The 24,296-nt window shown below is 62.7% G+C and carries 27 protein-coding genes; 4 read left to right on the top strand and 23 right to left on the bottom strand.

Annotated elements, in window-relative coordinates; genetic code table 11:
* Together ATC00_RS17765 and ATC00_RS32630 are read left to right on the top strand one after the other, a co-directional pair.
* Positions 1–289 (top strand): alpha/beta hydrolase (locus ATC00_RS17765; RefSeq protein ID WP_161951928.1); only part of this gene is annotated, 289 nt, incomplete at its 5' end.
* A 221-nt stretch (positions 290–510) separates the two neighbouring features.
* Complete coding sequence (locus ATC00_RS32630) at positions 511–687, top strand: hypothetical protein (protein WP_161951927.1); 177 nt, start codon at positions 511–513, stop codon at positions 685–687.
* On the opposite strand, the gene ATC00_RS31265 is transcribed toward ATC00_RS32630, so the two are convergent.
* From ATC00_RS31265 to ATC00_RS17700, 14 genes are all read right to left on the bottom strand, one after another.
* Positions 665–889 carry a DUF2934 domain-containing protein gene (locus ATC00_RS31265; protein ID WP_072642920.1) on the bottom strand — a complete coding sequence of 75 codons (225 nt, stop codon included), beginning with the start codon at positions 887–889 and terminating at the stop codon, positions 665–667. The genes ATC00_RS32630 and ATC00_RS31265 overlap by 23 nt on opposite strands.
* 123 nt (positions 890–1,012) lie before the next feature.
* Positions 1,013–1,630, bottom strand: coding sequence for a nitroreductase family protein (locus tag ATC00_RS17760; RefSeq protein ID WP_064253810.1), 618 nt, complete (start codon positions 1,628–1,630; stop codon positions 1,013–1,015).
* Positions 1,627–1,884, bottom strand: coding sequence for a hypothetical protein (locus ATC00_RS17755; RefSeq protein WP_064253809.1), 258 nt, complete (start codon positions 1,882–1,884; stop codon positions 1,627–1,629). Before ATC00_RS17755 ends, ATC00_RS17760 begins: the two co-directional genes overlap by 4 nt.
* Before the next feature lie 3 nt (positions 1,885–1,887).
* Positions 1,888–2,964, bottom strand: coding sequence for an LLM class flavin-dependent oxidoreductase (locus tag ATC00_RS17750; protein WP_082912402.1), 1,077 nt, complete (start codon positions 2,962–2,964; stop codon positions 1,888–1,890).
* A 10-nt stretch (positions 2,965–2,974) separates the two neighbouring features.
* A complete protein-coding gene (locus ATC00_RS17745; RefSeq protein ID WP_064253808.1) occupies positions 2,975–3,910 on the bottom strand; it encodes an ABC transporter substrate-binding protein in 936 nt (311 codons plus the stop codon).
* 67 nt (positions 3,911–3,977) lie between these two features.
* Positions 3,978–4,922 (bottom strand): ABC transporter substrate-binding protein, encoded by a 945-nt coding sequence (locus tag ATC00_RS17740; protein WP_064253807.1) that lies wholly within the window; start codon positions 4,920–4,922, stop codon positions 3,978–3,980.
* 71 nt (positions 4,923–4,993) lie between these two features.
* A complete protein-coding gene (locus ATC00_RS33980) occupies positions 4,994–6,763 on the bottom strand; it encodes an amino acid ABC transporter permease/ATP-binding protein (RefSeq protein ID WP_072642921.1) in 1,770 nt (589 codons plus the stop codon).
* A 56-nt stretch (positions 6,764–6,819) separates the two neighbouring features.
* Positions 6,820–7,371, bottom strand: coding sequence for a GNAT family N-acetyltransferase (locus ATC00_RS17730; protein WP_064253814.1), 552 nt, complete (start codon positions 7,369–7,371; stop codon positions 6,820–6,822).
* A gap of 16 nt (positions 7,372–7,387) precedes the next feature.
* A complete protein-coding gene (locus tag ATC00_RS17725; RefSeq protein ID WP_064253806.1) occupies positions 7,388–8,575 on the bottom strand; it encodes a M20 aminoacylase family protein in 1,188 nt (395 codons plus the stop codon).
* Between the two features lie 17 nt (positions 8,576–8,592).
* A complete protein-coding gene (locus ATC00_RS17720; protein ID WP_064253805.1) occupies positions 8,593–9,936 on the bottom strand; it encodes an LLM class flavin-dependent oxidoreductase in 1,344 nt (447 codons plus the stop codon).
* Between the two features lie 23 nt (positions 9,937–9,959).
* A complete protein-coding gene (locus ATC00_RS17715) occupies positions 9,960–10,955 on the bottom strand; it encodes an MsnO8 family LLM class oxidoreductase (protein WP_064253804.1) in 996 nt (331 codons plus the stop codon).
* 203 nt (positions 10,956–11,158) lie between these two features.
* A complete protein-coding gene (locus ATC00_RS17710) occupies positions 11,159–11,986 on the bottom strand; it encodes an ABC transporter ATP-binding protein (RefSeq protein ID WP_064253803.1) in 828 nt (275 codons plus the stop codon).
* The gene (locus ATC00_RS17705; RefSeq protein WP_064253802.1) at positions 11,983–12,768 is read right to left on the bottom strand and encodes an ABC transporter permease; all 786 of its coding nucleotides are present in this window, start codon (positions 12,766–12,768) and stop codon (positions 11,983–11,985) included. The genes ATC00_RS17710 and ATC00_RS17705 overlap by 4 nt, the downstream gene beginning before the upstream one ends.
* Before the next feature lie 8 nt (positions 12,769–12,776).
* Positions 12,777–14,189: an ABC transporter substrate-binding protein gene (locus tag ATC00_RS17700; protein ID WP_064253801.1), complete on the bottom strand. Its 1,413-nt coding sequence runs from the start codon at positions 14,187–14,189 to the stop codon at positions 12,777–12,779.
* 340 nt (positions 14,190–14,529) lie between these two features.
* Between ATC00_RS17700 and ATC00_RS17695 the strand changes: the two genes are divergently transcribed.
* Positions 14,530–15,333, top strand: coding sequence for a Crp/Fnr family transcriptional regulator (locus ATC00_RS17695; protein WP_082912401.1), 804 nt, complete (start codon positions 14,530–14,532; stop codon positions 15,331–15,333).
* 21 nt (positions 15,334–15,354) lie between these two features.
* Here the strand turns inward: ATC00_RS17695 and ATC00_RS17690 are convergent, their stop codons facing one another.
* The 6 genes from ATC00_RS17690 to ATC00_RS17665 all read right to left on the bottom strand — a co-directional run bounded on the left by ATC00_RS17690 (position 15,355) and on the right by ATC00_RS17665 (position 20,663).
* A complete protein-coding gene (locus ATC00_RS17690) occupies positions 15,355–16,311 on the bottom strand; it encodes a HEAT repeat domain-containing protein (protein ID WP_064253800.1) in 957 nt (318 codons plus the stop codon).
* 1 nt (position 16,312) lies between these two features.
* Positions 16,313–16,546 carry a 4Fe-4S dicluster domain-containing protein gene (locus ATC00_RS17685; protein WP_064253799.1) on the bottom strand — a complete coding sequence of 78 codons (234 nt, stop codon included), beginning with the start codon at positions 16,544–16,546 and terminating at the stop codon, positions 16,313–16,315.
* A gap of 12 nt (positions 16,547–16,558) precedes the next feature.
* Complete coding sequence (locus ATC00_RS17680) at positions 16,559–18,298, bottom strand: fumarate reductase/succinate dehydrogenase flavoprotein subunit (protein WP_064253798.1); 1,740 nt, start codon at positions 18,296–18,298, stop codon at positions 16,559–16,561.
* A gap of 16 nt (positions 18,299–18,314) precedes the next feature.
* Positions 18,315–18,596 carry a gamma-butyrobetaine hydroxylase-like domain-containing protein gene (locus tag ATC00_RS17675; RefSeq protein ID WP_064253797.1) on the bottom strand — a complete coding sequence of 94 codons (282 nt, stop codon included), beginning with the start codon at positions 18,594–18,596 and terminating at the stop codon, positions 18,315–18,317.
* 133 nt (positions 18,597–18,729) lie between these two features.
* Positions 18,730–19,050: a 4Fe-4S dicluster domain-containing protein gene (locus tag ATC00_RS17670; RefSeq protein WP_064253796.1), complete on the bottom strand. Its 321-nt coding sequence runs from the start codon at positions 19,048–19,050 to the stop codon at positions 18,730–18,732.
* Entirely contained in the window at positions 19,050–20,663 is a 1,614-nt protein-coding gene (locus tag ATC00_RS17665; RefSeq protein ID WP_064253795.1) for an FAD-dependent oxidoreductase, read from the bottom strand. Before ATC00_RS17665 ends, ATC00_RS17670 begins: the two co-directional genes overlap by 1 nt.
* A gap of 72 nt (positions 20,664–20,735) precedes the next feature.
* Here ATC00_RS17665 and ATC00_RS17660 point away from each other — a divergent pair, with 72 nt between their 5' ends.
* A complete protein-coding gene (locus ATC00_RS17660) occupies positions 20,736–21,545 on the top strand; it encodes a phosphate/phosphite/phosphonate ABC transporter substrate-binding protein (protein ID WP_064253794.1) in 810 nt (269 codons plus the stop codon).
* Here ATC00_RS17660 and ATC00_RS17655 read toward each other — a convergent pair.
* The 3 genes from ATC00_RS17655 to ATC00_RS17645 are packed head-to-tail and all read right to left on the bottom strand — an operon-like array spanning position 21,527 to position 24,293.
* Entirely contained in the window at positions 21,527–22,489 is a 963-nt protein-coding gene (locus ATC00_RS17655) for an oligopeptide/dipeptide ABC transporter ATP-binding protein (RefSeq protein ID WP_064253793.1), read from the bottom strand. The two genes, ATC00_RS17660 and ATC00_RS17655, sit on opposite strands and share 19 nt — an antisense overlap.
* A complete protein-coding gene (locus ATC00_RS17650) occupies positions 22,486–23,463 on the bottom strand; it encodes an ABC transporter ATP-binding protein (protein ID WP_064253792.1) in 978 nt (325 codons plus the stop codon). Before ATC00_RS17650 ends, ATC00_RS17655 begins: the two co-directional genes overlap by 4 nt.
* On the bottom strand, positions 23,460–24,293 hold the full coding sequence (locus tag ATC00_RS17645; RefSeq protein WP_064253791.1) for an ABC transporter permease: 834 nt from the start codon (positions 24,291–24,293) through the stop codon (positions 23,460–23,462). Before ATC00_RS17645 ends, ATC00_RS17650 begins: the two co-directional genes overlap by 4 nt.
* Positions 24,294–24,296 lie beyond the last annotated feature (3 nt).

The following is a 24,296-nucleotide window of genomic DNA, read 5'->3' as shown; positions in this document are numbered from 1 at the left end:
GTCGGTGCTGTCGCTCGCTCAGACGATTTACCCCTACTTTCCGGTTGCACTCCTTATCAAGGATCCGTTCCGCTCCGATCTGAGAATAGCGAAGGTCAGGCAACCGAAGCTTTTCATCCACGGGCGACGTGACCCTATCATTCCGCTCTCTTCGGGCGAGGCCCTATATGAGATCGCATCCAAGCCCAAGCAAATGCTGATCTACGACGGCTCCGGTCATAATGATCTTTGGGATGCCCCGATGGTCGACGACATTATCCGTTTCGTGGAGCGCTTCAACCACGCCTAGTAGCGTATCCGAGTATCTGACGACGCGGATCGCAGCGATCCCGCATCTTCGCCAGAGTTCCGCTTGACACATTGTGCGAGTCGAAGCAGAGCACGGGCGCAACAGACGCCGCGACCTTTTCCGCGTTCGGCGCAAGTGCCTACGTAGATGGTGCTTGCGCGAACTTCCGCTTCCCACCACTGCGACCGTCCGAACCGGAAGGATCGACCCTGTCGCGACGGATGGGAACCGAAAAGATCGGCCCACCCGCGACGCTGATGAAGGCGAATTCTCGACCCGAAGCCGACCTCGGCACCAGTCAACCAGAACGGCTGGATCCCGAGCCGATAGCGGCTATCGCGCTTATCTGGGCGCCGGTGATGCGCTCGCATCGCGTCACCGTCGAGCAGATGGCCTGAGTTCACTGGCGGCTTTCTTATTTCTGACAGATCCGTTGCCCGACCGGTCCGAAGCAGCGGCACCGACGCCGGATTGGCTTTCAAGTTCTTTTGCAGCCTGGTGCCAATGGCGCTCATGGTATCCGTCAAGCCGGCCTTCGCGCTCCCAAATCTCGTAAGCACGCCTGCGAACGCGCTCGACCAATTCGTTTTCCGTTGCCATCGTTTTCTCCTTGTTACTTGTGCCGCTGTCGTCACGTCGGCGCGAAAAAGCGATTCCGTGCCAACCGAGTGGACGCAGTTGCGCACGGGAGTAACGCTGCACCGCTCCCGGGAACTTCGCCCATCAGGTGACCGTCCTCGAAGCAGAAGCAAAGTGACCCTCGGAGATAATTTCCGAAAGCGCCTTGCGATGGCTCGGGGCTTCGCGCTGCTGAAGCGGCTCTGGAAGTTGCGTCTTGTCCCCGATGCGGCCGATTGCGACGGCGGCCTCGACCCGGTAATTCTCGGGAACGCCGAGTTCCGTTCGCGCCCGCTCGTAATCGATTCCCGCCATGCCGTGGGCCTGCCAACCCGAATGGGCCGCCTGCAGGGCCAGTGCGCCCCAAGCGGCGCCCGTGTCGAAGGAGTGCGTGTACGAGGGAACCTCTTCCGCCGCGCCTGGCGGCAACAGCGAGGTTTTCGAAAGCACGAAGATCAACGCCGACGCTCGCCGAGCCCAGCTTTGGTTGAATTCATTGAGCAGGCCCAGCAGCTTTTCCCAGCCGTTTGCGCCGCGGCGCGAGTAGATGAAGTGCCACGGCTGAGCATTGTAGGCGGACGGCGCCCAGCGGGCCGCTTCCAGTATCTCGAAAAGCTCGCCTTGCGAGATTTCGATGCTTGCGTAGGCGCGAGGCGACCAGCGCTCCAGAAAGAGCGGATTGATCGCATGTTCTGCAGTACGGGAGTTCACATTCACGGTCATTGATGTCTTCCAATCTTCAACGTCGCGTTTGAGTTGTCATGCAAGGACGAGTCACCAGTTTTTGTATCGGCCGCGCCGCCGCCTGAGGCTCGTGAGCTCTTCGGAGAGTTCGGCGATGCGATCTCGGAACTCATCGCTTGTCCCGTGTCGAAGTCATCGAACCCGAAGCAATCCCGTGCCTCATAAAGCTCAAGCCGGCCCTGCAGGAAATCCCGAATCGCATTCAGGCGTTCAAACTGTCTGAGCATGCTCATGGCTTATCTCCGTTTGTCGCATGTGAGGGGCAAGGCTGTCCCCCCCTCATCGCTGTCGCTGGCGTCCGGCGCAACCCAGCCAAGCTCGGGCGCGATGCGGGTCACGGCGTCCTCAAGTATCTGGCGATAGTTCTCCTCTTCGAACTCGTACGGCAGTTCGAGGCGAAGCTCGCTCACCGCCGGCAGGAGCGGATCGGCAAACAGCCGCTCCAGAATTTCCTCCGAGGTGCCGACGAGGTCGCGGGCATAGAGCGTCCGGTGTTCGCCTTGGGGCGAGAGCGTTCGCGCATGACGCCCGGCCGCATATTCGCGGTAGCGCAGCCGAGTCAGAGCATCCGCACTGTCGAAGGGCACGATGACCCGGCCGAGCGCCACCCGCTTTTCAGTGCCGCCAGACGAGCGATAGGAAGCAAGCTGGCGCGCCTGCGCGACGAAGAAATCATCGGTTTCCTCGCCGGTCGTGACGTTGCCGATCAGCAGGTTAAAGCCGTTCGCCCCCGCCCATTGGGCGGAACGAAGCGAGCCGCCGCCATACCAGAGGCGCTCAATGAGACCCTTGGCGTAGGGCTGCAGGCGCGGGCGCTTCGGGCCGAAGGGAGTCGTGAGGACGTTATCGTCGCCGCCGAGGAAATTGCCGCGCAAATTCTCGGCGAAGCGAAGCACGCGCGCATGCGAAAAGTCGTAGCCCGACCAGTCCCCATCGAAGGCCAGCGGAGCGATCAGGTCCAGATGCGCCGGCCGGCCGGCGCTCAACCCCACATTCAGCCGGCCGCGCGATAGCACGTCGACCGTCGCCAAATCCTCGGCGAGGCGAAAGGGATTCTCGTAACCGATCGGGATGACGGCGGTGCCGAGCTCGATCCGGCTCGTCCTCTGGGTTGCCGCCGCCAGGAATGCGGCCGCCGAGGAGATGCCGGGTTCGAGGTGCCTCTGGCGCACCCATGCGCCTTCAAAGCCCAGCCCCTCGCCGTATTCCAGGAGTGCCAGCGTCTTCTCCAGCCCGTCGAGCGGATCGTCGTCCCGGTAATTTCCCGGACTGAGGAAGCCGATATGGCGAATCGAGATTTTGCGGTCGGTCATGTCGCCATCCTCAGAACTTCGGCAGGCCGGGAGGATTGGTTTCCGATCTGGGCAGAGCCTCCTCGGAGAGACGCCAGCGCTCGAGGATCCTGGCATAGGCCCCGTCCTTGATCAGGCCGTTGGTGGCAATCGTCAGCGCATCGGCTAAACCGCTGCCCTTGCGCGTGGTGATCGCCACATCGGATCGCTCCGGCCAGCCGGCGCTGAGCGTCCCCACGCGCTTGATGTTCTTGTCGCGCGCCGCAATGAAGACGAGCTGTGCGTGCGGCTGGACAATGACGTCGGCACGACCGGATGCCAGCGCCAGCAAGCTTGCCGCCTCGTCATCGTAATATTGCAGTTCGATGGATTTGCGGCCGTTGGCGACATTCTCCTCGCTCCACTTCAGAAGGATGCGCTCCTGATTGGTGCCGGCCCCGACGATGATCCTCAGCCCTGCGGCATCCTTCGGCTCCCCGATCGAGGTGATGGCGCTGTCGGCTTTGACGAAGAAGCCGTGAAGACCCTGGCGATAGGAGGAGAAATCGAACTTCTCCTTGCGCTGTTCCGTAACCCCGACATTGGAGATCACTGCATCGTATTTGCCGGAGGTGAGCCCCAGCGGCCAGTCGATCCAGGCGACCGGTACCAGTTCCAGGGTCAAGCCGAGGCTGTCGGCGATGGCCTCGGCATAGTCAGGATCGGCTCCTACGACCGTCCTCGCATCGGTCGCATAGGTGGCAAGCGGCGGCCCGCCCGGGCTCACCGCGACAGTAAACTTGCCGGGGGCGACGAACTTGAAGTCGGCGGGGATCGCCGCGATCGCCTTTTCATTTCTTGTCGCCTGGACGCGGCCGGGCTGCTCGGGACTGAGGTCGAAACTGGCATCGGCCTGAGCCGGACTGAAATGAAGGAGCGCCGCTACCGTTGCGGTCACGACCGTGCGAAGTACCGGAATGCCAATCATTGCGTGCGATCTCCTTTGGAAGGCGAGAAGACCGACGGTCACCCGCCGGTCGAAACGAGCGGGCCGATCACGAGCCGCTTTTGGGCAGGCCCGGCGGGTTAGTCTGCGACGCCTCAACCGCCTCGTCGCTGATGCTCCAGCGCTTCAGCACCTCGCCGTATTTGCCGTTCTTGATCAGATCGTTGATGGCTATGGTGATCGCGTCGGCAAGGCCGGCGCCCTTGCGGGTCGTAACCGCGATTTCCGCCGTCAGCGGCCAGCCACCGCTGACGATGCCGACCACCTTGGTGTCCTTCTTGATCGAAGCGGCATAGGCGCGGGTGGAGTTCGGGTTGAACTCGGCTTCGGCACGCCCCGCCTGCAGCGCCAGGTCGGCGGCGGCGCGATCGTCGTAATACTGCACCTCGATTGGCTTCAGGCCGGCGGCGACATTCTCACGATCCCATTCGAGGATGATCTTTTCCTGGTTGGTGCCGGCGCCGGTGATGACCCTGAGCCCGGCCACGTCCTTAGGCTCCTTGATCGAGGTGATCGGGCTGTCCGCCTTGACGGTGAAGGCAAGCACGTCCTTGCGGTAAGTGGAAAAATCGAATTTCTCCTTGCGCTCCTCGGTGACCGTCACGTTGCTGATCACGGCATCGTATTTGCCGGAACTCACGCCGAGCGGCCAGTCCGCCCAGGCGATCGGAACGAGTTCCAGCTCCAGCCCGAGGGAATCGGCGAGAAGCGAGGAAAGGTCCGGATCGGCGCCGACGACCGTCTTCGAATCTGTCGCATAGGTGCCGATCGGCGGATCCCACGGGCTGATGGCCACCGTGAATTTGCCCGGCGTGACGAACTTGAAATCCGGCGCGATCGCCTTAATCGCCGCCTCGTTCCTCTCGGCCCGGACACGATTGGAGGTGTCGGGGCTGAGGTCATATTTCTCCTGACCCAAGGCCGGGCCGAGCCCGATGGCCGCCGCCGCGATTACACCGGCGAGAAGCAGTTTTGACGAACCGAAGACTGACATGCGTATTTACTCCTTTTCATCTCGGAATTTCGGATTGTATCGTTCAGGTGCGCACCGAAGGCTGGGGGGATTCAGAGAACCCGGGCCAGGAATTCGCGGGTACGGGGATGCTGTGCTTCGCTGAAGATCAGCGCCGGCGGCCCTGCCTCAAGCACCCGGCCTGCGTTCATGAAGACCACGGTGTCGGCGACCTCGCGGGCAAAGCCGATTTCGTGGGTCACGATCACCAGCGTCGTGCCGGTGCGGGCCAATTCCTTGATCACGTCGAGCACCTCGCCGACGAGCTCGGGATCGAGCGCGGAGGTCGGCTCATCGAAGAGCAGCACTTTCGGGCGGAGCGCCAGGGCACGGGCGATGGCGACCCGCTGCTGCTGACCGCCCGAAAGCTGGCGTGGATAGGCATTGATCTTGTCGCTCAAACCGACGCGGGCAAGCAGGTCCTGCGCCAGCCGGATGGCCTCGGCTCGTTCGAGACCGCGCACGTGCAGCGGCGCCTCGATGAGGTTTTCGAGCACCGTCAGATGCGGGAACAGGTTGAAATTCTGGAACACCATGCCGATGTCGGCGCGGCGCTGGAGGATGTCCTTTTCCTTCAATTCGTAGAGCGTGTCGCCTTTCTGACGGTAGCCGACAAGTTCGCCGTCGATCGAAATAAAGCCGTCTTCAACCCGCTCGAGATGATTGATCGTCCTCAGCAGCGTCGACTTGCCGGAGCCGGAGGGGCCGAGAATCGCCGTAACGCTGCCGGCGGGCAGGTTCAACTCGATATCGTCCAGAACCTTGAACGAACCAAAGCTCTTGGAGATGCCGTGAACGTGGACGGCGCCGCCGAGACGGGAGACCTGGGCGTCACGAAACCCGGCCTTGCTCTGCGGCGCTGAGGAGACTTCCGGCACGGGGCGGCGGATGCGCGCCAAGAGAGCCTGAAACGGCAGCGGCGCCGGATTGCGAATTGCGCCCTTCGAGAAATATCGCTCAATGTAGTGCTGCGCGATCGAGAGGCCAGTCATGATCACCAGGTACCAGACGGTCGCCACCATCAGGAGCGGAATGACCTCGAGGTTGCGGCGATAGATGACCTGAACAGTGTAAAAGAGTTCCGGCAGCGCGAGGACGTAGACCATCGACGTGCTCTTGGCGAGACCGATAATCTCGTTGAAGCCGGTCGGCAGGATCGAGCGCATCGCCTGCGGCAACACGATGCGGAACGCTTGCCGGCGCCTCGGCAGGCCAAGGGCGGCGGCCGCCTCGTGCTGGCCGTGGTCCACCGAAAGAATGCCGCCGCGGACGATCTCGGCGAAGAAGGCTGATTGATTGAGGGTGAGCCCCAGGAAGGCGGCCGCGAACGGCGTCAGCAATTGCGTCGTCGGGTAATTCACGAACACGGTGTCGGTGAAAGGTACGCTGAGGGTGATCGTCTCGTAGAGGTAGCCGAGATTGTTGAGCACCAGCAGCAATACGATCAGCGGGATGGAGCGCAGCAGCCAAATATAGCCGAAGGAGAGACTGGCTAGGAGCGGCGATTTCGAGACCCGGGCAAGCGCCAGCGCAGTACCGAACAGCGAGCCGGAAACGGTCGCAAGCGCGGTAAGCAGCAGCGTCCGTCCGAGGCCGGCCAATACCGGCTCTGCGAAGAACCACTCGGCGAAGACGGGCCAGCCCCAACGCGGATTGGTCAGCACCGAGTAAAGCACCGCCGCGATCATGACGCCGGCAAAAATCGTACCGAGGGCACGCCCCGGGTGGCGCGCCGGGACGATCCGGTAATGGGCATTACTCTGCCTCGCATCGCTTCGTCGTTCGATTTCGGCGCCCGCCGCATAGTCGGTCAGAAGTGCCATGCTGGATCCTTTCGGATTTGAGTGAAGGCCGCGCCTTGGTCTGGGCGCCTGCGGCGTCAGGGATGGTTCGCCAGGAGTGGCTCCTGTGGCAGCGGCCCGCCCAACAGGGCGGCCGAGGCGACGAGATGGGAGATGTCCTTCTCGAAGGGCAGTGTCTTGTAGGTTTCCGGATCGGCCTCGATGTCGAAGAGTGCCGTGTAGCCATTGGTGAGGTAGAGCCCGACGGCCTCCGGCTGCCGGAACCCGGTCGTCAAATAGATCCGCGAATAGCCTTGGCGTGCCGCCTGCGCCTCGAGTTCGAGCAGCACCGTGCGGGCCAGGCCCCGGCGGCGCAGGTCCGAGCGCGTCCAGATGCGCTTGAACTCGGCCGTACCCACGTCATAGTGCTTGAAGGCACCACCGCCGATCGTTTCTCCGTCCCGGAGCAACAGCACGAAATTGCCGTGCGGCGGCGCGAAGGCTTCGGGCGGATACCGATTGAGCTCGGCCGCGGCCCCCTCTTCGCTGAAATAGTTGCCGTAGCGGCTGTCATACTCGTAGATGAGTTGGTCGATCAGCGGTTTGGCGCGCGGATCGAGTGGGGTGGTATAGGCAAACGTGTCGCTCACTTTCGCCAATCCTTGTTCATGCAAGAAAGGTTTCGACCAGGCGCACCCAGTAGCGGGCCGCAGGCGCGATGATCGCGTCGTCGAAGTTGTATTGGGGACTGTGCAGGGAAGCCGTGTCGCCGTTGCCGACAAAGAGGTAGCTGCCCGGCTGCTCTGCCAGAAAGAATGCGAAGTCCTCGCTTGCCGTGCGCGGCTTGAATGCGGCCTCGATCCGGTTTTCGCCGAAAGTATCGATCGCCACGCGGCGGGCGAAGGATGTCTGTTCCTCGTGATTGACGACGGCCGGGAAGCCGAGCCGATAATCGACGTCGGCGGTTGCGCCGAAGCTTTCGGCCTGTGCCCGGGCCAGCGCCGGAATCCGTTCCTTCAATTGCTGGCGGACCGCCTCGCTATAGCTTCGGACCGTCAGTTTGATCTCGACTTTTTCGGGAATCACATTCGAGGCCGATCCGCCATGGATGGAACCGACTGTAACGACGGCCATCTCCCGTGGATCAATGTTGCGCGAAACCACGGTCTGCAGAGCAGTGATGAACGAAGCCGCGGCGACGACCGGGTCGACGGCGTTCTGCGGCTCCGCGCCGTGCCCGCCCTTGCCGATGATCCGGATGACCGCCTGGTCGACCGATGCCATGGCCGGCCCCGTCACGAAGCCAAACTGGCCCACGGCAACGCCCGGCCAATTGTGAAGGCCAAAAACGGCGTCGACCGGGAAGCGCTCCAACAAGCCCTCCGACAGCATCTTGCGGGCGCCCGCTCCGATCTCTTCCGCCGGCTGAAAGATCAGCCTCAGCGTGCCGGAGAAATGGCCGTTCTCGGCAAGATAGCGCGCGGCGGTCAGGAGAATCGCGGTATGGCCATCATGGCCGCAGGCATGCATGACGCCGGGATTCCGGCTCGCATAGGAGAGGTTCGTGGCCTCGTTGATGGGCAGCGCATCCATGTCCGCCCGGATACCGATGCTCCGGGTACCCTCGCGCCGCTGGAGAGTGGCGACAACACCGGTGCCGGCAATACCTCTGGCAACATCGTATCCCCAGCCGGCGAGCAGGCCGGCGACGACGTCACTGGTGCGGCTTTCCTTGAACGCCAGTTCCGGATACCGGTGGAGATCGTGGCGCAGCTCGATCATCTCCTCGATATAGGCTGCGATGCCTTGCTCGACGTCGTTTATGAATTGCGCGTTTTTGGTGATCGCGTTCATCTTGGCACCTCCAGCCGTCAGGCGCGGACCTTTTTGGGGGCTTCCTGCGCGGCGGCGGTGTACCGGCTCTCCCGGTAAGGGAGCCCGAGATGGCTACGAAGCGTCGTGCCCGTCAGCGAAGGCTCGAAATAGCCGCGCCGTTCAAGGATCGGCAGCACATGAGCGGTGAAGTCGTCGAGGCCCTCGGCGATCACGGGAAACCCGAGAATGAATCCATCGGCAGCGTCCTCCTGGATCCAGCGGATAATCTCGTCGGCGATGTGCTCGGCAGTGCCGATGAAGGCGGTCCTCGGCGTCGCGACGTCGAGCGCGATCTCGCGCAGCGTCGCCCCGGTTTCGCGCGCCGTTTTCTTGATGCGGTCAGTCGTGGCGCGGAAGCTGTTCTTGCCGATATCGCCGAGGTCGGGAAACGGCTCGTCGAGCGGATAGGCGCTGAAATCGTGGTGATCGAAGAAGCGACCAAGGTAGAGGAGCGCCTCCTCGATCGTCACGAGGCCGCGGACGGCCCGGTATTTGGCCTCGGCCTCCGCGGGCGTCGCACCGACGATCGGGGCGATGCCTGGAAAGATGCGTATTTCCGAGGCACTTCGTCCCTGCGCAACCGCGCTTTGCTTGACCTGTCTCAAGAAGGCCTTCGCCTCCTCGATCGGCCCGCCATTGGTGAAGACGGCGTCGGCATGCTTGCCGGCGAGCCTGATGCCGGCATCCGACGCGCCGGCCTGGAAAACGACCGGCTGCCCCTGTTTCGAGCGGCCGATGTTCAGAGGCCCCTCGATCTGGAAGAAACGCCCCTTGTGGTTCAGCCGACGCATCTTCGTCTTGTCGACATAGACGCCGGTCTCGCGGTCGCGCGGGAAGGCATCGTCATCCCACGAATCCCAGAGCCCCTTGGCTGCATCGAGGTATTCATCGGCGATCTCGTAGCGCAGCTCATGCTCTGGATGCGGCTTGCCATAGTTCCGGCCCGAGCCCTCGAGCGGGGAGGTCACCGCGTTCCAGCCGGCGCGCCCGCCGCTGATCAAATCAAGCGAGGCGAATTGGCGGGCGAGGGTGTAAGGATCGCTGTAGGAGGTCGAAACCGTACCGACGAGGCCGATCGTCGAGGTGGACGCCGCCAGCGCCGACAGGACCGAGATCGGCTCGAAACGATTGAGAAAATGCGGGATCGACTGTTCGTTGATGTAGAGGCCGTCAGCGACGAAGGCAAAGGCGATGCCGGCGGCCTCCGCCTTCAAGGCGGTTTCGACGAAGAAGCCGAAGTTGACGCTGGCATCGGCCGGCCCGCTCGGATGCTTCCAGGCATTCATGTGTCCGCCCGGTCCCTGCAGCATAATGCCGAAAGTCACTTTCTTGCTGGTCATCGCAATGATCCTTCTGCGAATGGTCAGGCGGCGAGGGAAAGCCGCGCTCTGGCGATGAGCTCGATGGAGGTGAGGCGCTCGGCGGCACCGACGGCGGGGGTATCGATGATGAATTCCGTCACGCCGTGGCGCTGGTGCAATGCATCGAGCTCGTCGTGCACCTGCTGCGCCGTCCCGTGGACCACGCTCGGGGTTTTCTCCTCGATGCGGTATTCGGCAACACCGGCCTGACGGGCGAATTCCGCGGCCTGTTCCTCGCTGCCGACATTGACGCTCTGGCCGTCGGCAAGGAAAACCTTGAAGATTTTCACGCCCGCGACGCGCTCGCGTGCCCCACCCTCGGTTTCTGCCGCGAGCGCCGCGAGCGCCAGGATCGGTCGGTCACCACCGGACGCCTGTTCGTAGGCCTTGAACGTCTTCTCTAGATTGTCCGGATCGCCGTTCAGGTGCCCGGCGAAGACGAGCTTCCAGCCCTTTTCGGCCGCGAGCCTGGCGCTCTCCACGCCGGCTCCGAGCAGGAAGCGGTCCGGCGCGGTTGGCGGCAAAGGGGTCGCGAATAGACCGCCGTCCCGACCCTCGTCCGGATCAAGATAGCGGTTGAGATCGGCAAGCTGCTCGGCAAAGCTTTGCCGGCGCGAAGGATCGACCGCCGCCTGAAGCGCCCGCGTCGCAAGGGGCAAGCCGCCCGGCGCCTTGCCGACGCCTAGGTCGACGCGTCCGGGCGCAAGCGTGGCGAGAAGGTTGAAGGTCTCAGCCACCTTGTAGGTGCTGTAGTGCTGCAGCATCACACCGCCTGATCCGACGCGGATCCTGGACGTCCTCGCAAGGAGATAGGCGATCAGCGTTTCCGGCGCCGAACTTGCAAGACCCGCCATGTTATGATGTTCAGCAACCCAGAACCGGCAATAGCCCAATTCCTCTGCCCTGGCTGCGAGCGCGGCCGTTGCCTGCAGCGCATCGGCGGCCGTTTTTCCTTCATCGAGGGGGCTCTTGTCGAGCAGGCTGAGCTGGTAGGCCATGGAGCTGTTCCGGTTTCCGCCAGGACTGAACTCCAGTTAATACATAAATTTTATGCACTTTAAGAAATGCGGTTCTGTTTGCGCCTGCGAATGAGGAAAGTTGTCGCTTCTACCGCCGATTGAAGAGGCGTTTACCGTCCTCAGCCTCCTGCCCGTGCTAACCGATCGACGTCAGACATTCGAGGCGCCCACGCCGGGCGGACCTAGCCGAGCGGCGAAAGTCGGGCCAGGGTGTCCCCTCGCCTGTCGCTGTGAAGCAAGTGCAGGCAGCGCCGTTTCAGGCGCATGAACTCGCTTGATGCGATGATCTTTGTGGTTCTCGGTCTGTCAAAGGGGACTTTGATTTCTTCGTGAATCCGGCCGGGCTGCGCCTGCATGACGATGATGCGGTCTGCAAGCAACAAGGCTTCGTCGATGTCATGGGTGACGAAGACGATGGTCTTGCGGAACTGCTCCCAGATTTCGAGCAACAGTTCCTGCATCCTGAGCCTCGTCAATGCATCCAGTGCTCCGAAGGGTTCGTCCATCAGCAGGAGCTTCGGCTGGTTGATGAGGACGCGCGCGATCTCCACACGCTGCTGCATACCGCCGGAAAGCTCGGACGGATAACGATCGGCAAACCCGCTCAAGCCGACCAGATCGAGCACCCTCTCCGCTTCGAGCCTCCTCTCCGAACGCCCAATGCCGCGCATCTTCGGACCGAAAGCGACGTTGTCGCGGGCATTCTTCCAGGGAAAAAGCGTGTGGTGCTGAAAAACGATGCCGCGCTCCGGATCGGGGCCGTTAACGGCTAGACCATCGACCGAGAGCCTGCCCGCGGCCGGAATGATATGCCCTGCCAATGCACCGAGCAGCGTGGATTTGCCACAGCCGGAGGGACCCAGGAGGCAAACGAACTCGCCGGGCGAAACCTCGAAGCTGACATCGCTGACGGCTTCGAACATCGTGCTGCCGCGGCCAAGCCTGATCGAAACGTGCTCGGCCTCGACTCGTCCGGTCGCAGCACCGGCTATGCGCTTCTGGATGTTCATTGACGGCCTTCCTTCTTGTTCCATGGCAGGAGTGCGGTCCCCGCCGCCTTGAGGAGCGCACTGCTCGCCATGCCGAGCAGCCCGATCACGACCATGCCGACGATGATCTCGGGATAGTTCTGCAAGGTGTAGGATTCCCAGGTGTAGTAGCCGATGCCGAACTGGCCGGAGATCATCTCCGCCGTGACGAGGCAGAACCATGACGTTCCCATGCCGATCACCAGCCCTGTGACGATATTCGGCGCCGCACCCGGAATGATGACCTCGAACAGCATGGCGGCGCGGGTGCTTCCGAGGCTCCTGGCCGAGGCGATCAGCCGCGGATCGACACTTTCCACGCCATGGACCGTGTTGATGACGATTGGAAACAAAGCCCCGGTGAAGGTGATGAAGATCATCGAGAGTTCCGACGATGGGAACATCAGAACCGCGAGCGGGATCCACGCGACGGCAGGGATCGGCCGCAACAGTTCGAGAGGCGTCTGCAGAAAATCCCCGAGAACGCGAAAGCGTCCAATGATGAGGCCGAGCGCGACTCCGACGGCAGCCGCGATCGCATAGCCTGCAAAGACCCGTCCAAGACTGCTCGAGACATGGGCGAAAAGCCGCGGCGAGGCAAGGAAATCGAGCATTGCGATAACCACATCCACCGGCGACGGCACATTCTCGAAGGTAACGATGCCGAGACTCACCTTGAGGCTGGACGCCATCTGCCAAACGAAGAGGCAGATGGCGAGCGAGCCGGCCCGGCGCAGCCAATGTCCGATGAGGGAGCCGGTCATCGGTGGCCTCAGTTGCTTGCCAGGATCGACGATTTCACGCCGGTAAAGTCAAGCACGTTTCCGCCATGTGCCTTTGCCCAGCTTTCCGCATTTTCCTTGAGGAAGAACGCGCTGACCTCGCCGCTGTCGGCACGCACGAACCAGGCCTGCTCGCCGATGAGCTTGATTCCGCTCTCGCGATCCTGGGCGTAGAAGACCCGGATCGCCTTGCCATCTCCTTCTATCGCCTTGAGGGCCTTCAGCGCGTTTTCGGGCGAGGCATAGTGCCTGACCTGCGGTTCTCCATCGACCCAGATCTCGGCGACGCGCTTCGGATCCTTGATTGGCTCGCTGGTGGCAGCATCCTTGGCTGTAAGCGGCAACTGCTCATAGTTCTTGAGGGCCGCCTCGTAATCGAGGCCCGACGCCTTGAACGCAGCGCGAATGAAGCGGTCGTCGACGAAGCTGTCGACGTCCAGCGATCCGTCCGCCTTCTTGAGAGACTTTAGGGTTTCGATGGCCGTGGCGACGGCCTGCCGATACTGAGGTTTCCATGTGAGGTCGCGGGTCTGCAGTCCGAGAGGACCGTGGAACAGATAGTCGACCTCGGCCTCGACACCGGTGACCTTGCCGATCAGCTCGCTGTATTTCTCAGGCTCCTTGGCGATCAGCTGATCCGCCTCGATCGCAGCGCGAAGATAGGCGACGACGATTTCCGGATATTTTTCCGCATAGGAGGCGTCGACCAGAGCGCCATGAAAGGTCGGCGTCTTCGCCTGCGAGCCATCATAAATCTTTCGGGCAAAGCCGCGCCACGGGAAGAGCTCGGCGAAGGGAACGAAATCGGCATGGGCCTCGATCTGGTTTGCCTTGAGTGCGGCGCCGGCGACCTCGGGAGCCTGGGTGATGATGCTCACGTCGCTCTCCGCGTCCCATCCCTGCGCCTTGACAGCGCGAAGCAGCATGCCGTGCGAGGTGGAGGCAAACGGCACCGAGATCGTCTTGCCCTTCAATTCAGGAAGCGACTGGATCGGCGAATCCGTGGGCACGACAATGCCGTTGCCGCTACCGTTCACGCTACCCGAAAGGACGGTGATGAACAGGCTCTTCCGTCCGGCCTTGAGGTGCGCGAGGCCGTTGAAGGAGCCGGGAAAATCCGCCATCACCCCGAAGTCGAGCTTGCCGGCGATCTGCTCGTTGGTGATCGGTGCGCCACTCGTGAAGTTCTTCCATTGAATGTCGTAGGTGGCGTCCTTGTACTTGCCGTCATGCGGAAGATATTTTTCAAGCAGCTTCAGCTCGCGGATGAGCAGGCCGCCGGTCGCGGTGTTGATGGTCGTATCCTGAGTGCCGATCGCCACCCGGATGGTCTCGGCCTGGGCGGTTGAAGCAAAGCCGGTTGCCGCCAAGGCAAGGGCCACGAGATGTGTGCGCAAGTTCATGGTTCTATCCCATAGTCGTGCCGCGGGTTCTTGCCCGCCGGCTTCCAGTTGACTGACCCCAGTGTCGATCGCCGAACCGCTGTCGAGCGAATTTATGAGGCGGCTGTCAAAGCGGGATAAGCAATTATTTGCGGCGTGCCGGCCGGCACTTTGGCGCAAGCGTTCGGCTACTAACCCGGATTTTTGCTTATGTAATAAGCTGTTAGCTGCGGCATAGGCATCCCGGCCGGTGGTGGTAGCGGGACAAACGTCCAAGCTCCTCCGGAAAAGAGCAATGATTTTCCTTTATATTAGATAGATTCTATATAGTTTTATCCGGGGACTGAAGAGGGAAGTCATCATGAGCCTGGAACTACGCACCGAGAATATTGGGAAAGATCGACGGCCGGAACTGCCGCCGGAGCTTCCAGACCCGGTCATCCTGCCCGGCTACCAGGCACTGTTCCTGAGCGAAAGCGTCGACGGATTGGACGAGGGCGCCCATTTCCTCGACGCTTTGAAGCCGGAGGAATGGGCAAGGCTCAACAGCCATGGCCGGCACTTAGCCTTCTCGAGCGGTGCGGCAATCTTCGCCCAGGGCGACAGCCACGACGGCATATTCATCATCAAGACCGGTCAGGTTCGGGTCTTCTATACCGCTCCGTCAGGCCGTGAGATCACACTTGCCTATTGGACGGACGGGCACTTCATCGGCGGCCCGGAAATGACAGGAGGCGGCACGCATATCTGGTCCGGCGAGGCACTCAGCGATTGCGAGATCCTGTTCCTACCGGCCTCCGCGCTCAGAAAACTCGTCGTTGAACTTCCGAGTTTCGCCCTCTGTCTTCTGCAGGGATTGGCCGCGAAGGGCAAATGCTATTCCGCCATGGCCCAGATGCTCGGGACGCGATCGGTCATCGAACGCCTGGCGCAGTTCCTCACCAATCTCGGACAGCTTCATGGCGTGCGCGACGGGCAGGCGGTGATCATCAATGCCAAGGTGACACACGACCAGATTGCCGCCATGGTCGGATCAACGCGTCAATGGGTCACGATGATGATGAAGCGCTTCCAGAAGGAGGGTCTGGTTACGGTGACGCCGCGGCATATCCGCATCGAGCGCCCGCACAAGCTTATGAACATGGTATCGAAGGGCGGCGCCTGACGCCGCCCTTGCGCGAGAGATCTACCCTAGCTTTGTAAGTGCCCAGCGAACCGTCTTGCGCACGTCCGGATCGGCATCGGATGCAAGTTCCATCAGCGACTCCCGTGCGGCGGGATCAGCGATCTCGCCGAGTGCGGCGGCCGCCTCTTTACGCAGAGCCGGGATCTCGCTTTCGAGCAGTTGCGCTATGGCCGGGACCGCCGTCTGCACCTTGAGCTTGCCCAACGCGCCGAGGCTTTTCTGCTGGACCTGCCAGTATTCATCGCCAAGACCTTTCACCAGCACGTCAGCGTCGCAGACCCGACCGATGCGGCCGAGCGATTCCGCCGCGGCCGCCCTGACTTGCCAGTTCTCGTCGCTAAGAGCGGCGGCCACGGCGGCACGGGCTGCGGCTTTCGTCGTGAAGGTCAATGCGTCGACGGCGACGGCCCGGACGCTCGCGTCGGCGTCGCACGTCGCATCGATCAGCGACGGCAGGGTCTCCTCGAGCTTGAGGTAGGCAATGACGGCAAGGGCCTCGGCCCTGACGTTCGGATCCGCGTCGCGCATTGCGCCAAGCGCCGGCCCGAGCGATGAAGACGAGCGCAGCGCTCTCAACCCCCGAAACAACGCGGCACGGACAAAGGCGCTTGGGTGGCTAAGGGAAGGCAGGATTTCCGCTGCCGCTGCCGGGTCCTTGACCTCAGCAAGACTATCCGCCGCTGCTTGTGCGACCGATGGGTCGTCATCCTTCACCAGCTTGGCGAGGGCTCTCGCGGCATCGCGCGTCTCGAACTCGCCAAGCGCGATCGCCACCTGCAAGCGCACGCTCGCATCGTGATCCTCGCCAGCGGCCAAGAGATGTGGCAGCACGTCGATGCTTGCAGTTTCGGCAAGATCAATCACCGCGAGCCTGCGTACGGCCGGGTCTGCGTCGGTGAGCCGCTCGGCGATCTCCTCGGCGTCGCCGAAGTCTTCGAAGGGGTCGAACGCACTCATGTCAGCGCAGCAGATACGGAATGTTGACGGTGACCGCGCCGGTCGGGCAGTCCGTTTCGCACGGCATGCAGTACCAGCATTCGTCGAACTTCATGAAGGCCTTTCCGGTCAGATCGCTGATCCGCAACACGTCGAGCGGGCAAACGTCGACGCAGACGGTGCAGCCTTTGTCGGCAATGCATTTCGCATCGTCGACGACGACGGGAACGGTGGTGGGCGAAAGCGCGAGGGGCATTTTCTCTCCTGGTCAGGCTTGATTGGAAACGCGCAGGCGCTCGTAGGCGGTGCGCTCCTCGTGCTCGATTGGCACGATATAAGGCTCGATCGCCCGCTTTTCGGACACCATTCGGCCGTCGACCTTGCGAAGCAGCGTATGGCAGAACCAATTGTCATCGTCCTTGTCGGGGTAGTCGACACGATTATGGTAGAGGCCCCAGCGGCTCTCGGTCCGATAGAGCGAAGCCTGGGCCGCCATGTCGGCGCAATCGAGAATCGAGGAGACTTCCAGCGAGCGCATCAGTTCATGCGGATTGCGCGCGACGAGCGCCCTCTCGAGATCTTCCCTGACTTCTGCAAGCCGCGCCTGCCCGATCTGCATCTTCGCGGTAACCTTGGGCGGCTGGAGATAGTCGTTGACGAGGCGCCGGGTCTTGTATTCCAGCTGGTTCGGCGGAATGCCGTCGTCGCGCCGGGTCGGCGCCAGCACACGTTGGCGCTCGAGGCTGACCAGTTCGCTGTCGAACTCCGGCAGGTCGATCTCACCCGCAACCCCGGCAGCGTGTTCGCCGGCGATCGCGCCATTGGTGAATGCGCCGAGCATGTAGTTGTGCGGGACACTCGCCATATCGCCTGCGGCATAGAGGCCCGGCACGGTGGTGCGGGCGAATTCATCGACGAAGACCCCGGACGCACTGTGCCCCGAGCAGAAACCGATTTCCGAGATATGCATCTCGATCATCACCTCGCGGTAGTCGGTCCCGCGCGCTTGATGGAACCTGCCGCGCGACGGCCGCTCAACCTTGTGCAAGATCTGTTCGATCTCGCCGACGGTGTCGGGATGCAGATGATTGAGTTTCAGGAAGACCGGGCCCTTGCCCGACTGCAGTTCGTTGTAGAATTCCTGCATCATCTGTCCCGACCAGTAGTCACTCTCGATGAAGCGCTTGCCTTCGCTGTTCGCCGTATAGGCGCCGAACGGACCAGCGACATAGGCGCAGGCCGGTCCATTATAGTCCTTGATCAACGGATTGATCTGGTAGCATTCGAGATTGGCCAGCGCGGCGCCTGCGTGATAGGCCATCGAATAGCCGTCACCGGAATTCGTGGGGTTCTCGTAGGTTCCGAACAGGTAGCCCGAATGCGGCAGGCCGAGCCGGCCCGCTGCACCCATGCAAAGGATCACGGTCTTGGCGCGAAGCACGAGAAACTCGGCCGAGCGCGTATTCACCGCGATGGCGCCCGCTATCCTGCCGTCCTTCGCCGTCAGCAGCCGTGTTGCCATGAAGCGGTTGGAAATCAGGATCCTTTCCCGCCTGATCTGGCGGTAGAGCGCCTTCTTCACCGTGTCGCCGTTCGGCATCGGCAGGACATAGGTTCCGAGATGATGAACCTTCTTCAGGTCGAAGTCGCCATTGGCGTTCTTCTGGAAGCGTATGCCGAAGCGGTCGAGCTCCCCGATGATTTCGAAACAGCGTGAGGCATACTTGAACACCGGCGCCTGATCGACGATGCCGTCATTGGCGATGGTGATCTCCTTGGTGTACTGCTCCGGCGTGGCGTATCCCGGCACGACGGCATTGTTCAGCCCATCCATGCCCATCGAAATCGCGCCTGAGCGCTTCACATTGGCCTTTTCGAGTAGCACCACGTTCAATTCGGGATTTCGCTGCTTCGCTTTCAACGCCGCCATCGGTCCGGCCGTACCGCCGCCGATCACCAGAACATCGCAAGTTACTTCCGTGAGGCCTTCGACAAAATTGTCTTCCATTGTTGTTCCCTAAGCCTCACGAATTGGCGATGTCACGCAGATAGCTCCACGGATAGATGCCGCGGTCATGGCCATCGGAAAAACCCAGGCGCACGGCGTAGGAGCCGATCGTCTCGGCGCTCGTGATGGTCACGTCGTCGAACGAACCCTCCCTGCCCTCGATGGAAGATCGGACGTGATGAGCCGCTCGGCTGAGCGCGCGCAACCGTGAAGCCGGGATGGAGGAGAGATTGCCGTCATCCCACGTGATGGCGAGTGAGCGGCGCTCGGCGTTGATTCTTAGTTCCAAAGGTATCATGGCGTTTCCTGATCGTTGGACGCCATTGTAGGAATCGACCCCGGTTGGACACGCAATAAATTGCCTGATCGGCCGCCGCGGTGAAAAAGCGGCGGCCACTCTCCCTTCCCTGCAGCATTGCTGACTTGTCGCTCTACTGCGGGAGGCGAAAATGGTCGTCGACCCGGCGCAGGTGGCGCGTTTCCTTCGCCCATCCGATCGATCGACGATAACTGCCGAACAAGTTCGCTTGCTTCACGTTTTCCACCGTCAGCCCGTATGAGTTCGCCGGATCGGGATCGACGTAGAGCGAATCCACCGGACAATAGACCTCGCACATGAAGCAGGTCTGGCAGTCGCCCTGGCGGGCGATAACCGGAGGGCCGTCGGCAATGGCGTCGAACACGTTGGTCGGGCAAACCTTGACGCAAAGATTGCAGTCGGTGCAGGTTTCCGTGTCGATGACTTCGATCATTACTCGGCCGCCTCGCGAAAAATCGGTTCTTCAACGGGTTCCGGCCTGACCGCGATATGTCCGAGCCCGCTGACGATCAGCCTGTGGCGCTGTGCCGGATCCTGTTTCGAGAAATCATCCCGGCGGTGCATGCCGCGCGTTTCGGTGCGCGCAAGCGCAGCGCGGTACATCCAGCGCGCCGTCGCGGTCATCGCCGCCACCTCCCGCAGACGAAGCAAGTCTAAGTGGGAGACGCCGCCGCTAGTCTCCAGTCTTTCCCAAAGATCATCGAGGCGATGAACCTCGCGGGACAGAGCAGCCTCGGTCCTGAAATAATTCACGTCGAGCGGAAAGACCGCCTGCTGCACGGCCTGCAGTGCCGCGTTCGTGTCGAGCTCTCGCGCGGCCTCCGCATAGCCCGCTCGACCAAGGCGCCGCAGCACGGGACTGGGCTTTTTCTTCAGCGCAAACTTAGCAGCAGCGGTCCCGGCAAAAGCGCCGGTCGCAATCGCCCACGCGGCATTATGGCTGCCGCCGCCGGTAAAGCCGCCGCAAATCGGCTCGCGGGTCGCATTGTCGCCGGCGGCATAGAGACCCGGCACCGTGGTGGCGCAGTCGAGCCCCGTCAGCCGCAGCCCACCGGTGCCGCGCACCGTGCCGTCGAGCCGAAGCGTAACCGGAAATCTCTCGGTGAAGGGATCGATGCCGCGCCGGTCGAAGGGAATGAAGAAATTCGGTTGTGCGCGGCGCATGATCGCCTTCAACGCGTCGGTCTCGGCGAGATCGAGCCGTGCATAAACAGGCTCCGACAACAGCGTGCGGGCGATGATCGAGCGTCCCCGCGCTGAACCGGCGCCCTCGATCAGGGTTCCATCCTCGCGATAGAACCGCGCGAAACGATAAAGCGCCGTCTTGGTAATCGAGGCGAAGCTCGGCGATATCGCGTAAGCCGACGAGAACTCCATGCCGGAAAGCTCCGCTCCCGCTTCCGCCGCCATCAGGTATCCGTCTCCGGTTAGCACGTCGCAGCCGAGCGCCTTGCTCATGAAGGCACATCCGCCTGCTGCCATGATGACGGCAGCCGCGCGCACGATCCAGTTGCCGCCCTCCTGCCGACGAATGCCGGTCGCGCCGGCGATCGCGCCGGTGTCGTCGCGGACGAGCTCAAGCGCCGGCGAATGATCGAGAATCCGAACACCGGCATTCTTCACCTTGCGGCCCATCAGCCGCATGTATTCCGGCCCCTGGACCGAGATACGCTGCTCGATCCCCTGCTCGTTGGACGGAAACGGATAGCCCCAGGCAGCCAGCCGATTGACGCTTTCCCAGGTTTTGTCGAGGACCGGAACCATCCAGCGCCGCTCAGAGAGATAGCCGCCCATCGCCTCCCGGCTTGCCATGGCGGTTTCCCGCTCGCGCGGATCGGGCGGCACGTACCAGATCTGGGTGCCGGCTGAAGCGGTGGCGCCGGAACTGCCGCAATGCCCCTTGTCGACCAGAACGACCCTTGCACCGGCCGAGATCGCATTGAGTGCTGCCCAGCAGCCAGCAGGACCACCACCCACGACGAGGACATCCGTTTCGATCTCGAGAGAGAATTCCCGATTGCCTGGTGTCGGATCGCGCTCAGTCATGACGATACCTCTTGATCGTGTTTCGTATTTAGTACACTAAAACGGTCGATTATAACTGCAACCGAGGTCCTCATGCGGATTGCCAGCCTTGCAATGTATGTCAGCCCGCCACCGGTCGCGGCGGCGACGACGGCGCTGTGGGCGTTCATTCGGGACGACTTGCGGCGGGAGGGACTCCATGATGTCCCGGAAGGCTTGAGCGCCGACATCCGCTATGACGAAAGCTGGAGTCACCCTGACCTGTTGCTGGCGCAGACCTGCGGCTATCCTTACATCCGGCATCTGCGCGGCAAGGTCCGGCTCGTCGCGACACCGGTCTATTCGCATCCGGGCTGCGACGGTCCGGCGAAATGCAGCTTCATCATCGTGCGCCAGAATTCGCCAGTGCGCGCCCTTGAAGAGCTCCGCGGCGCGCGGGCCGCCATCAACGAAGCCGGCAGCAATTCCGGAGTCAATCTGTTCCGCGCCGCCGTCGCGCCGTTTGCGAGCGGCGGCCGGTTCTTCGCCTCCGTGGTTGAGACCGGAGGCCACCGCGCCAGCATTGACGCCGTCGCGTCCGGTGCTGCGGATGTGGCCGCAATCGACTGCGTCACCTATGGCAATACGCTGCGTTTCGATCCCGAACGCCTGGCCGGCATCCGCGTGCTTGAAGAGACCGTCAAGGGTCCGGGGCTGCCGTTCATCGCTCGCGCGGCGGCATCCGACCGAGAAATCACGGCTCTGCGCGGGGCGCTCAAAAGGGCGATCGCCGAACCGTCGCTGGCCGAAACGCGCGACACGCTGGCGCTCAAGGATTTCGTCGTCCTTGCGGACGCGGATTACGAACCGTTGGCCGAGCTTGAGCGATCTGCACATCGCCTTGGCTACCCGGTCATCGCCTGAACGAAGCCTGTCTCGGACGGAAAATGGCAGGCAACGGCCCGGCCGTCCGACAGGGTCTCGAGCCGCGGCTGCGTCGTTGCGCAAACAGCCCGTGCGACGGGACAGCGACCGTGGAAGCGGCAGCCGGTCGGCGGCTCGTGCGGGCTCGGCAACTCTCCCTTCAGCACAATCCGGTCGCCGCGCCTTTGCGTATCGACTGTCAGGTTCGACGAAAGCAGCGCGCGGGTGTAGGGATGCGCCGGAGTTGAAAAGAGCTGGCGCGTGCTGCCACTCTCGACGATCTGTCCGAGGTACATGATCGCGACCCGATCGGTGACCCGCCCGACGACGTTGAGATTGTGCGAGATGAACAGGTAACTCAGTTGCAGCCGGTCCCTCAGCGATCGCAAGAGGTTGAGCAGTTCGCCCTGGACGGAGATGTCGAGACCCGCGGTCGGCTCGTCGGCAACGATGATTGAAGGCTCGGCGGCGATGGCCCGCACCAGCGCCACCCGCCGGGCCTGCCCGCCGCTCAGTTGATGCGGGTAGCGCGGCAGCAGTTGCTTGCCGAGGCCGATGCTTTCGGCCAGCGCTGCAATCCGCGCCCAGCTTTCGGCCGAATAGGTCCTGCGGATTTTCAGCGGCTCGGCCATGAGCGCGCCGACGGTGAGGCGCGGGGAAAGCGAGCTTGCCGGGTCCTGGAAGAGAAGCTGGACCTTGCGCTGCAGATCACGCCGCCGTGCGGCAGGGCTACCGCCAAGCGCTTCCCCGCCAATCGCGAGCTCGCCCGAAGACAAGGGCTGCAGTCCGGCGATCGCGCGGGCCACCGACGTCTTTCCGCATCCGCTCTCGCCCACGAGTCCCAGCGTTTCGCCGGGGCGAAGTTCGAGCGACAGGCCATCGACGGCGGTCATTCTGCCATAGCGGATTATCGCGTTCTTGAGGGAAAGAGCGAGCGCAGTCATCGTGAAGCATCCTGCCAGCAGGAGAACCTGTGTCCCGCCTCCACCTGCCGATGTGGAGGCGGTTCGCTGCATCGCGCGTGGCTTTCGGTGCAGCGCGCAGCGAAGATGCATCCGGATGGACGACGTGCCGGATCTGGTACGATCCCCGGAATCGTCGCGAGCTCCTGTTCGGGATCGAAGTCGGCATAGGGATCGATCTCGCAGGCAAGCAGCGCGCGGGTGTAGGGATGGAGCGGCTTGCGCAGGACCGCCTTGACCGGCCCGCTTTCCACCACGGTTCCGGCATACATGACGACAACGCTGTCGCAGAGTTCGGCGATCAGCCCCATGCTGTGGCTGACCACCAGCATTGAGGACCGGGTCCGCCGCCTCAGGCGCCGCAGCGCTTCGACGACCTGCGCCTCGACCGTCGCATCGAGCGCCGTCGTCGGTTCATCGGCGATCAGCAGCTTGGGCTCGACCAGCAGCGCCATGGCGATGACGACGCGCTGCCGCATGCCGCCGGAAAACTCATGCGGATAGGCACGCATCCGGCGCGGCGCATCCGGCATGCCGACTTCAGCGAGCACGCGCTCGGCACGCGCCCACAGTTGCGAGCGGCGTTCGTTGGGGAAGCGGCGGCGCTGGATGTCGATCAGTTGCGTGCCGATGGTGAAGAGTGGATTGAGCGCGCTCATCGGGTCCTGAAAGACCATGGCGATTTCGGTGCCGCGCAGGGCTTCTGCCTCTTTCGTGGCAAAGACATTCTCGCGGCCATCGAAGGCGGCGCGGCCGGCAGACACGTCGGCATCATCTGCTAGAAGGCCGAGCAGGGCGAAGGCCACGGTCGACTTGCCGCTGCCGCTCTCGCCGACGAGACCGACGGCCTCTCCATGTCCGATGGTGATGTCCACCGAATCCAGGACATGCGCGGACACGGTGGCGCCGGGATAGGAAACGTTCAGTTTCTCGATGGCGACAAGGGCTTCGCTCACAGGTGCTTCCTCAGCTTGGGATCGAGCGTGTCGCGCATGGCCTCCCCCAGCAGCGCGAAGCCGAGCGTGGCAAGGATCAGTGCCAGGCCGGAAAAGGTGGCGAGCCAGATCGATTGCTCGAGATAGGTGTAGCCGTCGTTGAGCAGACTGCCCCAGCTCGCCAGCGGCGGCCGCACACCGAGACCGAGGAAACTGAGGCCTGCCTCGATGGTGATGACGACCGGGATGTCCATGCAGGCGAGCACGAAGATCGGGCCGATGATGTTCGGAGTGACATGGTGCAGGATGACCCGCCAGCGCTCCGCCCCCAGCACCCTTTCCGCCTCGATGAAGGGGCTGTTGCGGAGCGCGACGGTCTGTGCCCGCGCGACCCGGCCGAAATGTGGGATGAAAACGATGCTGACAAGGAGCACGACGTTTCCCAGCCCCGGCCCCAGAACCGCGACGAGCGCCAGCGCAAGAATCATGCTCGGAAACGCGGTGACGATATCGAAGATTCCGACGATCGAGAAGTCGACCGCACGCGGCGATAACGCGGCCGCAATGCCGAGCGTAACGCCGGCGATAAGCGAAATGGCGATCACCGACAAGGCGACGCCGAGGGCGACACGAGAGCCGTAGATCAGGCGGCTCAGGATATCGCGGCCGAGATGGTCGGTGCCGAGAAGATGCTGGAAGGATGGATCCATCAGCCGCTTTGCTGGCGCGATCGCATTCGGGCCATAGGGTGCGATCAGCGGCGCGGCGATTGCGACCAGGCAGATCACTGTGACGGCAAAGAGCGCGAATCCTCCGCCCGGTCGGCGGGCGATCTGGAGGAGGGCCGGCATGGC

The organism is Sinorhizobium americanum (genome assembly GCF_001651855.1).
Taxonomy (GTDB): domain Bacteria; phylum Pseudomonadota; class Alphaproteobacteria; order Rhizobiales; family Rhizobiaceae; genus Sinorhizobium; species Sinorhizobium americanum.
This window is presented reverse-complemented; position numbering and strand designations above follow the sequence as displayed.